This is a genomic window from Nonomuraea spiralis (genome assembly GCF_014648435.1).
GTDB lineage: Bacteria > Actinomycetota > Actinomycetes > Streptosporangiales > Streptosporangiaceae > Nonomuraea > Nonomuraea spiralis.
In genome coordinates this window covers 444,037-457,399 of record NZ_BMRC01000003.1, presented here as the reverse complement: position 1 = coordinate 457,399, position 13,363 = coordinate 444,037, and the positions used below count along the sequence as shown (strand labels likewise).

Sequence of the window (13,363 nt, the reverse complement as noted above, 5' to 3'; positions counted from 1 at the left end):
CTGTTGAGGGCTACGCGAGCCCGCCGCCGTCGACGACGAGCGCGGAACCGGTGACGTAACTGGCGGCGTCGCTCGCCAGGAAGAGGACGGCCTGGGCGATCTCCTCGGGGCTGCCCGAGCGGCCCATCGGCCGGTCGGCGGCGTCGGCCTCGAAGGCGGCCCAGTCCTCGTTGAGCTGGCGGGCCTCGTCCCGCAGCATGGGCGTGTTCGTGTCGCCGGGGTTGACGGAGTTCACCCGGATCCCGGCCTTGGCGTGGTCGATCGCCAGCGCCCTGGTCATGTTGACGACGGCCGCCTTGGAGGCGCAGTAGGAGATCGCGTTCCCACCGCCCTTGAGGCCCCAGCCGGAGCCCGTGTTGACGATCGAGCCGCCCTCGGTCATGAGCGGGACGGCGTGCTTGCACATCAGGAACACCGAGCGCACGTTGACCGCCATCACCCGGTCCCACTCGTCGGCGTCGAGGTCGAGGACGGTGGTGCGGCGGATGATGCCCGCGTTGTTGAACAGCACGTGCAGGCCGCCGTAGGTGTCCACGGCCGTGCGGACGATGCGCCGGCAGTCCTCCTCAGCGGACACGTCCCCCTGGACGGCGACCGCGGCCGCCCCCGACGCCACGATCTGCTTGGCCGTCTCCTCGGCCCCCGCGCCGTCGATGTCGGCGACGACGACCTGGGCGCCCGCCTCGGCGAAGAGCAACGCCGTCGCGCGACCGATGCCGGAGGCACCGCCGGTGACGATCGCGACCTTGCCATCGAGCCTGTTCATCCGTAGAACTCCTCACTTGCCGCACAAATGCGATAAATCGTGCTTTCGCGGTATCCGGTGATCACTCGTACGTGCCCGGCCAGCTTCCGGTCCAGTTCCTGGTCACCGCTGTCGGCCAGCAGCGGCCGCCCTCCGAGCCCGGCCAGCTTCTGCTGCGTCGCCAGCACGACCAGCCCGTCCCCACCCCCGGAGACACTGCTGGGAACGCCGCCGGAGACACCGCCGAGCACCTCGTCGAGCACCCGGGGGGAGACCTGCTGGTTGCCGCGTCCGAGCACGAAGCCCTGGCCGCCGATCACCGACAGCACGAGGACCGCCTCCCGGCCGCGTACCAGCTCGAACAGCTCCCCCTCGGTCACGTCGGCGGCCACCAGGTCGGCGCCGCCCGTACGGGCCTCGACCACGTCCACGCCGAGCAGCGTGGTGGCGAGCCCGAGCTCCCTGCCCACGGCCGCCGTGGTGGCGCCGGGGCCGAGCACGTAGCGCACCCCCGGCCGCAGCCGGGCCGCGATCTCCCGGGCGATGCCCTCGACCGTGGCCGGAGCCGCGTCCGAGGAGCCCGCCTTACGTCCCGACAAGGCCGCGCGACCTGCCGGGACGCGCAGGCTACCGTAGAGCCGGGGGCTGACGAGCCCGCGCCGGTAGCGCTCCTCGTCCAGGTCCACGACCTCGGCCTCGGCCGTCCCGGGCCGGGTCAGGAAGTCCGCGGCCACGAACCCGGCGGTGGCCGGGCTGAGCGCGAAGCACCCCGAGTACACCTTGACCCCCGCCGGGATCCCCAGCACGGGCGGCGCCGCCGCGCCGAGCTCCCGCACGGCGTCGAGCACGTCGCGGGCCGTGCCGTCGCCGCCGGCGAACAGCAGCAGGTCCACGTCCGCGAGCGCCGTGACGGCCGCGCGGGTGTCCGCCGCGGTGGTCACGTCCTGGCCGCCGGAGGGCACCAGCTCGTACGGGACCGCGGCGGCGCGGGCACTGTCCTCGCCCATGGCCCCCGCCACGGTCACCAGCCGGAGGCCGGGACGGCGGGCGAGCAGCGTGGCGACGGCCTGCGCGGCCCGCCGCCCGGCCTTGGGCTCGGCGCCCCTGGCCAGCGCGGCCCGCTGTACGCCGGCCCCGTCGCTGCCCTTGAGCCCCACGGCCCCGCCCAGCCCCGCGACCGGGTTGACGACCAACCCGACCACGCCGTTCCCTCCGGAGGCCATGGGTCAGCCGCCCGCGGACAGGTGCTTGCGCACGTAGGCGCGCCAGGTCGGCGCCCACTGCTTGGGGTCGTCCAGCGGCGTCGGGTCGATCTTGTGGATCGTCTGGTTGTACGGCGCGCCCTTGACGAACTCCGGATCCCGCCGCGCCTCCGAGGCGACGTGCTCCAGGATCGCCGCGTACTCGTCCAGGTCCTCCCGCGAGTACGACTCCGTCGGCTCCAGCGTGAACGGCTCGGGCACCAGGTACGGGTGGTGGCTGGTCCAGTAGTGGACCCCGAAGTCGGCGGCGCGCACGCCGATCTCCTCCGAGTGCACCCCCGTCTCCTCCGACAGCTCCTGCCAGGAGTAGCGGACCTGCTCGATCCTGCGCTGATCCCACGGCGCCGAGGCCCCGGGGATCTGCAACACCTTGTGCATCAGGTAGTTGTTGTTCAGCACGGCCGTCTCGGCCACCTCGCGCAGCCCCTCCGCGCCCAGGGCCATGATCCAGGCGTAGGCGCGCACGATGTTCGGGGTGACGCCGAGGAACGGCCGGATCTTGCCGACGGTCTGCGCAGGCGTCTCCAGCCCGTACGAGCTGCCGTCGAACGACACCACCGGCCCCGGCAGGAACGGCTCCAGGTCAGGCGAGACGCCGCAGGCGCCGGCCGCCGGGCCGCCGCAGGCGTGCGGCGTGGAGAACGTCTTGTGCAGGTTGAAGTGGCACAGGTCGAACCCGGCGTCGCGGGCCCTGGTGATGCCGAGGATGCCGTTGGCGTTGGCCTGGTCGTAGCAGGCCAGGCCGCCGACCTCGTGCACCAGGTCCACGAACTCCTTGATCCGGGAGTTGTAGATGCCGGTGTCCTCGGGGTTGGTGATCATCAGGGCGGCCGTGCGGGGGCCGACGGCGGCACGCAGGGCCTCGAGGTCGGGCAGGCCGTTGGCGTCCGGCATGAGGGTGATGACCTCGTACCCGGCGGTCTTGGCGCAGGCCGCGTTCGACGGGTGCGAGAACATCGTGGTGATGACCTGGTCCCGGTGCCCCTCGCCGCGGGCGGCGTGGTAGGCCCTGATCATGGCGATGTTGGCGTAGATGGCCGCCGAGCCCGAGCCGGGCTGGAGCGACACACGCGACATGCCGGAGATCTCGGCCAGCATGCGCTCCATCCGCCAGTAGATCTCCAGCACGCCCTGCACGGTCTCCTCGTGCTGCAGCGGGTGCAGCTCGGCGATCGCGTTCGCGAACTGGTCGTTGACCTTGGGGCTGTACTTCATCGTGCAGGTGCCCTGGCCGACGTCGATGTTGAGGTCGACGCCCAGGTTCTCCTGCGACAGCCGCAGGTAGTGGCGCAGCACGTGGAGCTGCGACATCTCCGGCAGCGCGGGCGGGGTGGCCCGTCCGACGCCCGCGGGCAGCTCGACCTTCTCCGCGCCCGGCTCGGGCACGGCCATGCCGCGGCGGCCGGGGCTGGACAGCTCGAAGATGATCGGCTCGTCCCAGCGTGCCTGGTGGAAGCGGCGCAGCGGCGGCTTGGGCGCCACCGGCAGCTCCGCGAAGGACTCGGCTCCGTGACCGCTCATGCCTGCACAACCTCCTGTACGGCTGCCGCGAGCCGGTCGATGTCGTCGATGGTGTGGCGTTCGGTCACGCAGACCAGCACCGTGCGCTCGTCCAGCTGGACCCCGCCGTAGATGCCGCGCTCGCGCAGCCGGGCCAGCAGCGCCGCCGCGTCGGGCACCTCGATCGCGAACTCGCGGAAGTGCACCGCGCCCTCGTGCCGGACGGTGACCGACCCGGCCAGGGCGTTCATGGCGTAACGGGTACGGGCCAGGACGGTCTCGCCCAGGTCCTTCATGCCCTGCGGGCCCATGAGCGCGAGATAGACCCCGGCCGTGATGCCCCACAGGGCGGCGGCGGTGCCCACCCATTCCTTGCCCTCCTCGCGCACGGCGAAGGAGGTGCGGTCGTAGAAGACGTCGCCGAAGCCGTACTCGCCGGGGACCTTCGTCGGCGCGATGCCGAACAGGCGCGAGGGGAACTCGGCGACCAGCGGCTCGTGGTCCTGGGTGGCGATGTAGCCGGCGTGGCCGCCGCCGTAGTTCTGGTGGATGCCGAGCGACTGGATGTCGCCGCAGACGATGTCGGCGCCGTAGGAGGCGGGCGGGGCCAGGACGCCCAGGGAGATGGGGTCGGCGCTGACGACCAGCAGCGCGCCGTGGGCGTGGGCGAGGTCGGCCAGCTCGCGGCCGCGGGTCTCGACGACGCCGTAGACGTTCGGGGTCTCCAGGTAGATCGCGGCGTAGGAGTCGTCGAGCGTGATCTCCCCCATCTGCCCGTCGGCGGCCACGGGGGCGAGCTCGACGGTGATGTCGGGGGCCAGGAAGTCGTGCAGCTTGCTCAGCTTGTCGGCGCTCACCGCGCCGGTGACCAGCACCTTCGACCGCTTGGTGTAGCGGCAGGCCATGCGCAGGGCGGTGCCGGAGGCCTGGAAGCCGTCGTAGGTGGGGACGTTGACGACGTCCATCTCCAGCAGCTCGCCCATCATGCTGACGTACTCGAACAGGGCCTGGAAGCGGCCGTGGTCCTCGTACGGCTCGCCCGCGTACGCGGTCAGGAACTCGCTCCTGGAGTTGACCTCGTCGCAGACGGCGGGCACGTGGTGCGGGTAGCAGCCGTGGCCGAGGAAGCTGAGCGCCTCCTCGGTGTCGGTGTTCCGGTCGAACAGCCCCTTCATGTGGCGCACCAGGTCGCGCTCGGCGGTGAACGGCGCCGGCAGGTCGAGCGGCCGGTCGAGCCGCAGCTCGGCGGGGATGTCGGCGTAGAACTCATCGACGCTCGACGCGCCGACCGCCGCGAGCATCTCGGCTCGCACGCCCGGCTCGGCGTTGGGTATGTACGGGTGCGTCACTTCTCTCCTTCGATCCTGAGCACGACGGCGTCGCGAGGGGCCAGCTCGATGCCGCCCCGCAGTTCGGCCCCGGTGAGCAGGTCCGTCCCGGCGTACGGGAGCGTGACCTGCCGCGGAGCGGTGGTGTGGTTGAGGAGGAACAGGTGGCCGCCCCTCCTGACGGCCTCGACGCCCTCCGGCACGTCGACGCGCTCGATGCCGTCCAGCAGCGGCTCCAGCACCGGCGTCACGTCGTCGAGCACGCAGCCGACGTAGGTGACCGGGCCCTTGCGGGTGACGGCGGGCAGGCCGTCCAGGTCGCCGCCCTCGAACAGGGCGACGGGCTCGGCGCCCTCCAGCCTGATCCACTCGGCCCAGGTGCGGGCCTCGCCCAGGCCGGTCCGCTGGACCTGCCCGTCGGCGAGCGGCCAGAACTCCTCCACGGCGATGCCGAGCAGCCCGGCCAGCGGACCGGGCGCGCCGCCGGGGTGCACCCGGTCGCTCTCGTCCACCACGCCGCTGAACGGCCCCACGACGAGCCTGCCCTCGTACGCCTCCAGCGCCGCGGCCTGCTCGGCGGTGCACATGTAGAGGTTCGGGGCGATGACCAGCTCGTACGACGACAGGTCGCGGCCGGGCGGCGCCAGGTCCACGGCGATGCCCCTGGCGTGCAGCGGGGCGTACCAGGACAGGAGCAGTTCCTTGAGCTTGAGCCGGTTGGACGGCATGGACTCCGGGGCCTCCAGGGCCCACCAGCTCGGCCAGTCGAGCAGCAGCGCGACCTGGGCGCGGGTCCGCGTCCCCGCCACCTCCGACAGGTTGCGGAGGTCGCCGCCGAGCGCCAGGGTGTCCCGCCAGCCGCGGGTCCGCGTCCCGCCGTGCGGGAGCATGGCCGAGTGGAACTTCTCGGGGCCGTACCTGGCCTGCCGCCACTGGAAGAACATCACGCCGTCGGAGCCGTGGGCGAGTGCCTGGAGGCTGTGCAGGCGCATCATGCCCGGCGGCTTGGGGACGTTCACCTCGCGCCAGGACACCGCGGACGGCGCCGACTCCAGCAGCAGCCAGGGGCCCTGCCGGAGCGAGCGCATGAGGTCGTAGCTGAGCGCCACCTGCACGTGGGAGCCGGGGTCGGCGGGGTCGGGGTAGGCGTCGTCGCTGACCAGGTCCTCGGCGGCGGCCCACTTCCAGTAGTCGAGGCCGTGCAGGATGCTCATGAAGTTCGTGGTGACGGGGACGCCCGGGGTGACCGCGCGCAGCGCCGCCTTCTCGGCCAGGAACAGCTCCAGGAGCGCGTCGCTGCAGAAGCGCCGCCAGTCGAGCACCTGGGCGGGGTTGACCGGGCCGGGCGCCGTCCTCGGGGGCTCGACCTGGTGGAAGCCGGTGTAGTGCTGGCCCCAGCAGGAGGTGCCCCAGGCGTCGTTGAGGCCGTCCACGGTCGCGTACCGCGCTTCCAGCCAGCGGCGGAAGTGGCGGGCGGACTCCGGGCAGAAACATTCGAGTGTGTGGTCGGCGTACTCGTTGCCGATGTGCCACATGGCCAGCGCGGGGTGCTCGCCGTAGCGCTCGGCCATCACGGTGGCCAGCCGTACGGCGTGCTCGCGGTAGACCGGCGAGCTCGGGCAGTAGCCCTGCCGGGAGCCGAACTCCAGGCGCACGCCGTCGGCGTTGACCGGCATCATCTCGGGGTGCTCGCGCACCAGCCACGGCGGCGGCGTCGCGGTCGCGGTGGCCAGGTCGGCGGCGATGCCGTGCTCGTGCAGCAGGTCCAGCACCCGGTCAAGCCACCCGAAGTCGTACGAACCGCGCTCGGGCTCCAGGCGTGACCAGGAGAACACCGCGACGGTCGCCATGTTGACCCCGGCCTCGGCCATGAGCCGCGCGTCCTCGGCCCACACCTCCTCCGGCCACTGCTCCGGGTTGTAGTCCCCGCCGAACAGCAGCCCCGGTATCCGGGTCAGCCCCACTCGAACTCCTCGATCATGCAATGTAATATTTTGTATGCCGAATTCATAGTGCAGTATTTTGCATCACGTCAAGGGTTAAGATTCGGTTGTCCTGAACGAGAGGGAGTTGCCATGCCGATCGAGCGGCGACCGTTGCGCGAGCAGATCAGGGAAGAGCTGCTGAGCAGGCTTGATCGAGGCGACTTCGCCGCCGGGACCGACATAAACGAGGCGTCCCTCGCCGCCGATCTGGGCGTCAGCCGCACTCCCCTGCGCGAGGCGCTGATCACCCTGGCGGGCGAGGGCGTGCTGGAGAGCAACCAGGGGCGCGGCTTCCGGTTCGCCCCGGTGAGCAGGCGGGAGTTCAGGGAGCTGTGCGAGATCGTCGCCGCCCTGGAGGCGCTGGCCCTCGACTGCTCCGACCCGGCCCACCTGCGTTCCATCGCCCCCGACCTGGTGAAGCTGGCCCAGGACTTCCCCGACAACGTGGCCGAGCAGCAGATCATCGAGCGTCACGACGACGAGTGGCACGACCTGCTGCTCAGCGGCTGCCGCAACGAGCGCCTGCTCGACCTCATCACCAGCGTCAAGGCCGGCATGCGCCGCTACGCGCACCTGATCGCCGGTGACGACGCCCCCCTGGAACGCGAGGCCGCCGAGCACCGCCGCATCGCCGATTTCCTTCAGGCGGACGACCTGCCCAACGCCACCCAGGCCCTGCGCGACAACTGGATCAACGGCATGGAACGGATGATGTCCCGCATCCCGTGACCCCTCACGGAATAGTTGAAAACTAAACTTGGTTGAGAGGGGCAGATCCGCTGGAAGGAGCGCGACATGCCCGCCGTAACCGTTGAGAACCCGCTCACCCTCCCGCGCATCCCCGAGCCGGTGGCGGGGATGCCGCAACGGAAGGTGCTCGCCGTCGAGCCTGGCGGCGATCAAGCTCGAATCACGTACATGATCGACGGCGTCATGGAGCACCTCGACTCCAACGGCGGCGGCGGCACGATCACCAACGGCGACACCCAATGGATGACCGCCGCCTCCGGCATCCTGCACAAGGAGGCGCCGCCGGAGTGGCTCGTGCAGAAGGGCGGGCTGTTCCACGGCATCCAGCTCTGGGTCAACCTGCCGGGCGCCAAGAAGATGATCGCGCCGAAGTACCAGGACATCGGGCGTTCCAGCGTCGCGCTGCTGAGCAGCCACGACGGCGGCGCGCTGGTGCGGCTCATCGCCGGCGAGCTGGCCGGGAGCACCGGTCCCGGCAGCACGCAGACGCCGATCACGCTGCTGCACGCCACCATCACCCCGGGCGCGCGGCTGACCATGCCGTGGCGCAAGGACTACAACGCCCTGGTCTACGTGCTCTCCGGACGCGGCACGGTCGGCGCCGAGCGGCGGCCGCTGCACGACGGCCAGCTCGCGGTCTTCGACGGCTTCGGCAACCGGCCGGGCCTGACCACCGTGGGCGAGACCATCACGATCGACGCCAAGGACACGCTCGACGTGATCGTGCTGGGCGGCGAGCCGATCGGGGAGCCCGTGGCGCACCACGGCCCGTTCGTCATGAACACCCGCGCCGAGCTGGTCCAGGCCTTCGAGGACTTCCAGGCCGGCCGCCTCGGCACCATTCCCGCCGAACACGCCCACTCCTGACGTCCTGCCCCGGCGAAGGCCCGTGCATCACGCACGGGCCTTCGTCTTTTCTGGTAGAAATTCATTGTGAAGGACGTACATAAATTTGAACAGGGGCCCGACGGCTCCTTCTTCGACCCACTGGCCAGGGCGGCCATGAGCGAGTTCCTCGGCGGCGGCGACACCGCCGAGTTCGAGGCCGCCGCCGCCGTACGGACGGCGTACCAGGCCGTCGAACGTATGCGCGCGCACGGCAGCGAGGGGCGCGGGCTCAGCTCGGGCGCCCTCGACGTACTGCTGCGCCTCGGCGCGGCGGGCGCCGGCGACGGCATCAGCATCGGCGAGCTGGCCCAGGCGGCCGGGGTCAGCTCGCGCAACGTCACCGGCCTGGTGGACACCCTGGAACGCGACGGCCTGGTCCGGCGGGTCCAGGACAGCCGGGACCGGCGTTCGGTGCTGGCCGTGATCACCGACGAGGGCCAGGCGTGGATCGAGGCGTTCCGCACGCCGTCCAGGATGGCGATGCGGGCCATGTTCCACGGGTTCTCAGCCGCCGACCTGACGGCGCTGCGGCACCTGTGCCTGCGGCTGGCTGACAACCAGCAGCGGCTCTCGGCACATCTGGAGGGACGATGACGAGCACCCGCGAGGTGGTCAGGGCCTACCACGAGGCCAGGTTCCGCGGCGACGTACCGGCCGCGGTGGCGCTGATCGGCGCGGAGTTCTCCTTCAGGAGCCCGTTCGTCTCCTCGGCCGACCCCACCGGACACCTGGCGGGCATCGAGAGCCTGGTGAGCGTGGTGACCGGTATCGACCTGATCAGCGAGCTGTACGGCGAGTCGGAGGCGACGCTCGTCTACGACCTGCACACCGCCACGCCCGCCGGGACACAGCGCACGGCCGAGCACTTCAAGCTCGGCCCCGACGGCCGGATCAGCGCCATCATGCTGATCTTCGACGCCGCACCCTGGCAGCCGATGGCCTCGCTGATCACGTGAGCCGATCAGGTGAGCTGGTCAGGTGAGCTGGTCAGGTGAGCGGCAGCGCGGCGGCGGTCTGGCGCCAGATCGCGCCGTCCCGCACGACCAGCGTGCCGAACGTGGTGACCCGGTTCCCGCCGACGGTCATGACCGCGTTGTAGAAGATCACGTCGTCCTCGATCCGGAGCGACGTGATCTCCTCCACGCGCGGCCCGGCCGCCAAATAAGCGGTGAACAGGTCGCGGATCTCGGCGGCGCCCCTCGCGGCCCGGTCGAACCGGACGACCACGGCGTCGTCGTGGTACTGGGCGAGCAGGGCCTCCAGCTCGCCGTCGGCGATGGCGGCGAGCTGGCGGTCGAACAGGTCCTTGGTCACGGTGTGCCTTCCGGGGAGGGGCGCAGCAGGTCGTAGGCGACCTGCGCGGCGCCGTACAGGAGGATGAGCGGCAGCGCCGCCGCGACGGGCAGCGCGGACGAGGCGAGTGTCAGCACGGCGGCGGCCAGCCGGACGGCGCCCGCCCGCCGGTCGGCCGAGCACAGGTGTTGCAGGCCCAGCACGGCGAAGACCAGGGCCGCGGGCACCCCCACGGACCAGCTCGCGCCGGACGGCTGCACGAGCGCGTGCTCGATCCCGATGCCGAACGCCACCAGCCCCAGCGACAGCGGCAGGTGCGAGTACACCCACACCTGCCCGGCCAGCTTGGTGCGCAGCACGACGGACTCGTCGACATGGGCGAAGTACAACCACCAGAAGGCCATGGCGATGGCCACCCCGGCCAGGGCGACCAGCAACACGGACGGGGTCACCTCGTGCCCCTTGAGCCCGGTGACCACGGCCGCGACCACCTCGCCGAGCACGATCACGACGAACAGCCCGAACCGCTCCGGCAGGTGCTCGCTCTGCGGCGGGAGCCTGCTCTGGTGGCGGCGGCTGAGCAGCGGCGTCGCCAGGTCGATCACCAGCGCGACGGCCCAGAACGCGTACCGCTGCGGCGGATCGACGGCGAGGGAGGCCAGCCAGACGGCCGCGGCGACGGTGAACCCGGCCGCGTAACGCACGGTCAGCGGCCTGGCCTCGGGCACGTGCCGGCCGGCCCGGACGTAGGCGACGATCAGCAGGATCCGGGCGGCGGCGTAGGAGAGCGCGAACAGGGCCGAGCGCTCCTCGATGTCGCTGACACTGGCCGCCATCGTGGCAACGGCCAGGATCTGCGGCAACGCGAGCAGACGATGGCTGACGTCGTCGGTGTCGAACCGGTTGGCGTAGAAGACGTAGCCCGCCCAGCACCACCAGACCGGTACGAACAGCCCGACGAAGGTGAGGACGCGGCCCGCGTCGGCGCCGCCGGCGAGCACGTCGGCCAGCTCCGCGACGGCGACGACGAAGACGAGGTCGTAGAGTAGCTCCAGCCAGGTGGCCCGGCGGGTCGCTTGTTCGAACAACCGTAAACGGGGCGGCTGCCACTGGCGGCTAGTCAACGCGAGACCTCCACTATGTAATTGTGTAATTATGCACGCTTTCGGCTAGTACGGCGTCAGCCCCGGCCCCCGTCGGCTAGTGCAGCGTCAGGCAGGCCACCCGCGGACCCGCCTCGCCCGCGTGGGCGCCGCTCCTCTTGGTGGCCTTGGCATGGATGACCAGCGACTTCGGCAGGGCCGCGGGGTCGAGACTCCAGGAGTGGCGGGCCGTCGAGCGGCCCGCGCCCGACCCGTCGGTGGCGACGTCGAGCCACACCTCGCTGGCCGGGTCGGCGTGGCCGGGGTCGTGCTGGTAGTGGCCGCCCGCGTCGTCGGGGTCGGTGCCGCAGGCGGCGGTGTGCAGGTGGGCGCCGTAGTGGCGGTTGGGCAGGAAACCCTCCACGACCAGCGAGGTGCGGGTCGTGCCGCCGGCGGACTCGGCGGTGAGGCTGGCCAGCGCGCCCGCCGGGGCCAGGCGGCGGTCGTAGGCGATGGCGGCGGTGTCGTCCGAACCGAACTCGCCGGCGCCGCTCAGCGCCACCGCGCCCGCGGGGCTCGGCTTGGTGACCTGCTGCAACGGCGCCGGCGGCCCGGCGCAGGCCGCCGTCGTGAGCAGGACGAGCAGGAGTGCGGGCGCGCGCATGAGGAACCCCCCGGGTGTGCTGGCGAGAGGTCACTCACTCTAATGAGTAGCCGTACGGCTACGCGACGTGTTCGGCGAATCGGCCGCCCGGCCTCACTTCAGCGCCCCGGAGCTGAGCCCCGACTGGATCTGCCGCTGGAAGATGATGTAGATGATCATCACCGGCAGGATGGTCATGCTGAGCGCGGCGAACAGGCCCGGCCAGTCCGCCTCGTAGCCGGCCCGGGTGGAGATCCTGGCGATGCCGAGGGTCAGCGGCCACTTCTCCGGCGCGCCGCCCATCAGCGCCAGGGGCAGCAGGTACTGGTTCCACTGCCCCAGGACGTTGAAGATCGTGATGCTGACCAGGCCGGGCTTGGCCATCGGGACCATGATCTGGAAGAACGTCCGGGTGTGCGAGGCGCCGTCGATCAGCGCCGCCTCGGCGACCGCCTCGGGCAGCGTACGGAAGAACGCGGCCAGGAAGAAGATCGTGAAGGGCAGCGAGTACGCGATGTAGACGATGATCAGGCCGATGTGCGAGTCGAGCAGCCCGAACTGCTTGACGACGAAGAACAGCGGCCCGAGCGCCAGGAAGATGGGGAAGGCCAGACCGGCGACGAAGTAGTAGTAGATCAGCTTGCCGCCGATGAAGTTGTAGCGCGCCAGCACGTACGCCGCCATCGAGCCGAACAACATCGTGCCCGCCGTGCCGAAGAACACGACGATGACCGTGTTCAGCATGTACTGCCCGACGTGCGCCTTGTCCCAGGCCCGGCCCCAGGCGTCCAGCCGCAGCGCCCCGGGGAGCTGGAGCGGGTCGCCGAAGATCTCGGTGTTGGTCTTGAACGAGGCCAGGAACGTCCACAGCAGCGGCAGGATGATCAGCAGGGCCCAGACGGCCAGGGCCACATGGGAGAGCCCGCTCAGCACGCCGGGGCGCGGCCTGCCCGCTCCACGCGAAGCCATCAGAGCTCAACCCTTTCACGCCTGGTCGTACGGAGCGTCAGCACGGCGAACGTCACGGTCAGGAAGAACAGCACGACGCCCATCGCCGAGGCGTAACCCACCTTGTGGTAGTCGAAGGCGGTCTTGTAGATGGTGATGGGCAGGATGGTGGTGGACCCGTCGGGCTCGCCCCGGTCCCCCGCCAGCACCTGGATCAGCGCGAAGCCGTCGAAGGCCGCGATGCCCAGGTAGATCCAGCCGACCTGGAGGGTGTCCCGCAGCAGCGGCAGCGTGATCGAGAAGAACAGCCGCACGCGGCCGGCCCCGTCGATCGAGGCGGCCTCGAAGTAGTCCTTGGGGATGGCGGCCATGCCGGCCGAGAACAGCACCACGTAGAAGCCGACGGCCTGCCAGACCATCACCGCGATGATCGACCACAGCGCCAGGCCCGGCTCGGTGAGCCAGCCGATGGGCTCGCCGAGCCCGAACCTGGCCAGCGTGCCGTTGATCACGCCGTCCTCGTCGGGACGGTAGATGGCCTGGAACAACACGCCGACCACGGCCACGGCGAGAACCTGGGGGAAGAAGAACACCACCCGGTAGAAATTCGACCCCCAGACCCCGCGCATTCCCGCGCCCCGGGTGCCGCCGCCGAGATTCAGCAGGAACGACAGGAACAACGCGATGACGATCGTCAGGAGCGGCAGCACGAGCAGGAGAATCCCGTGATTACGCAGGGCCTGCCAGAAAGTGTCGTCGTCGAACAACCGGCCGAAATTGTCCAGGCCCACGTAGCGGACGACCGAGCTGACGCCGTTCCAGCTCGTCAGGGAGAGCTGGAACGCCTGAACATAAGGGCTGATCACGAAGACCGTGTAAAGCGCGACCGGGACGGCCAGGAACCCGATCACGAATCCGTACTTGCGCAACCGCTCCATG

The 13,363-nt window shown here is 70.8% G+C and carries 14 protein-coding genes; 4 read left to right on the top strand and 10 right to left on the bottom strand.

Annotated features, from left to right (window positions below; all coding sequences use genetic code 11):
- Positions 1-10: 10 nt before the first annotated feature.
- From IEZ27_RS09470 to IEZ27_RS09450, 5 genes are read right to left on the bottom strand one after another with little or no spacing between them, the layout of a single operon-like run.
- Positions 11-766 (bottom strand): SDR family NAD(P)-dependent oxidoreductase, encoded by a 756-nt coding sequence (locus IEZ27_RS09470; RefSeq protein ID WP_125636995.1) that lies wholly within the window; start codon positions 764-766, stop codon positions 11-13.
- Complete coding sequence (locus tag IEZ27_RS09465) at positions 763-1,947, bottom strand: ATP-NAD kinase family protein (protein ID WP_229823755.1); 1,185 nt, start codon at positions 1,945-1,947, stop codon at positions 763-765. Before IEZ27_RS09465 ends, IEZ27_RS09470 begins: the two co-directional genes overlap by 4 nt.
- Positions 1,948-1,971: 24 nt before the next feature.
- Complete coding sequence (gcvPB, locus tag IEZ27_RS09460; RefSeq protein ID WP_189646841.1) at positions 1,972-3,528, bottom strand: aminomethyl-transferring glycine dehydrogenase subunit GcvPB; 1,557 nt, start codon at positions 3,526-3,528, stop codon at positions 1,972-1,974.
- Positions 3,525-4,856: an aminomethyl-transferring glycine dehydrogenase subunit GcvPA gene (gene gcvPA, locus IEZ27_RS09455; protein WP_189646840.1), complete on the bottom strand. Its 1,332-nt coding sequence runs from the start codon at positions 4,854-4,856 to the stop codon at positions 3,525-3,527. Before gcvPA ends, gcvPB begins: the two co-directional genes overlap by 4 nt.
- Positions 4,853-6,799 carry a beta-galactosidase gene (locus tag IEZ27_RS09450; RefSeq protein ID WP_229823753.1) on the bottom strand — a complete coding sequence of 649 codons (1,947 nt, stop codon included), beginning with the start codon at positions 6,797-6,799 and terminating at the stop codon, positions 4,853-4,855. Before IEZ27_RS09450 ends, gcvPA begins: the two co-directional genes overlap by 4 nt.
- 111 nt (positions 6,800-6,910) lie before the next feature.
- Here IEZ27_RS09450 and IEZ27_RS09445 point away from each other — a divergent pair, with 111 nt between their 5' ends.
- The 4 genes from IEZ27_RS09445 (at position 6,911) to IEZ27_RS09430 (ending at position 9,414) form a co-directional block, all read left to right on the top strand.
- A complete protein-coding gene (locus IEZ27_RS09445; RefSeq protein WP_189646839.1) occupies positions 6,911-7,549 on the top strand; it encodes a GntR family transcriptional regulator in 639 nt (212 codons plus the stop codon).
- A 66-nt stretch (positions 7,550-7,615) separates the two neighbouring features.
- A complete protein-coding gene (locus IEZ27_RS09440) occupies positions 7,616-8,437 on the top strand; it encodes a pirin family protein (protein WP_189646838.1) in 822 nt (273 codons plus the stop codon).
- 66 nt (positions 8,438-8,503) lie between these two features.
- Complete coding sequence (locus tag IEZ27_RS09435; protein WP_229823749.1) at positions 8,504-9,052, top strand: MarR family winged helix-turn-helix transcriptional regulator; 549 nt, start codon at positions 8,504-8,506, stop codon at positions 9,050-9,052.
- On the top strand, positions 9,049-9,414 hold the full coding sequence (locus tag IEZ27_RS09430; RefSeq protein WP_189646837.1) for a hypothetical protein: 366 nt from the start codon (positions 9,049-9,051) through the stop codon (positions 9,412-9,414). Before IEZ27_RS09435 ends, IEZ27_RS09430 begins: the two co-directional genes overlap by 4 nt.
- Before the next feature lie 31 nt (positions 9,415-9,445).
- Here IEZ27_RS09430 and IEZ27_RS09425 read toward each other — a convergent pair whose 3' ends face one another.
- The 5 genes from IEZ27_RS09425 to IEZ27_RS09405 all read right to left on the bottom strand — a co-directional run bounded on the left by IEZ27_RS09425 (position 9,446) and on the right by IEZ27_RS09405 (position 13,362).
- Positions 9,446-9,772, bottom strand: a complete 327-nt coding sequence (locus tag IEZ27_RS09425; RefSeq protein WP_189646836.1) for a nuclear transport factor 2 family protein — start codon at positions 9,770-9,772, stop codon at positions 9,446-9,448.
- On the bottom strand, positions 9,769-10,839 hold the full coding sequence (locus tag IEZ27_RS09420) for a low temperature requirement protein A (RefSeq protein WP_189646835.1): 1,071 nt from the start codon (positions 10,837-10,839) through the stop codon (positions 9,769-9,771). The genes IEZ27_RS09425 and IEZ27_RS09420 overlap by 4 nt, the downstream gene beginning before the upstream one ends.
- Positions 10,840-10,951: 112 nt before the next feature.
- Positions 10,952-11,497, bottom strand: a complete 546-nt coding sequence (locus IEZ27_RS09415; protein ID WP_189646834.1) for a superoxide dismutase family protein — start codon at positions 11,495-11,497, stop codon at positions 10,952-10,954.
- A gap of 93 nt (positions 11,498-11,590) precedes the next feature.
- Entirely contained in the window at positions 11,591-12,445 is an 855-nt protein-coding gene (locus IEZ27_RS09410; RefSeq protein WP_125637005.1) for a carbohydrate ABC transporter permease, read from the bottom strand.
- A complete protein-coding gene (locus IEZ27_RS09405; RefSeq protein WP_125637006.1) occupies positions 12,445-13,362 on the bottom strand; it encodes a carbohydrate ABC transporter permease in 918 nt (305 codons plus the stop codon). The genes IEZ27_RS09410 and IEZ27_RS09405 overlap by 1 nt, the downstream gene beginning before the upstream one ends.
- Position 13,363 lies beyond the last annotated feature (1 nt).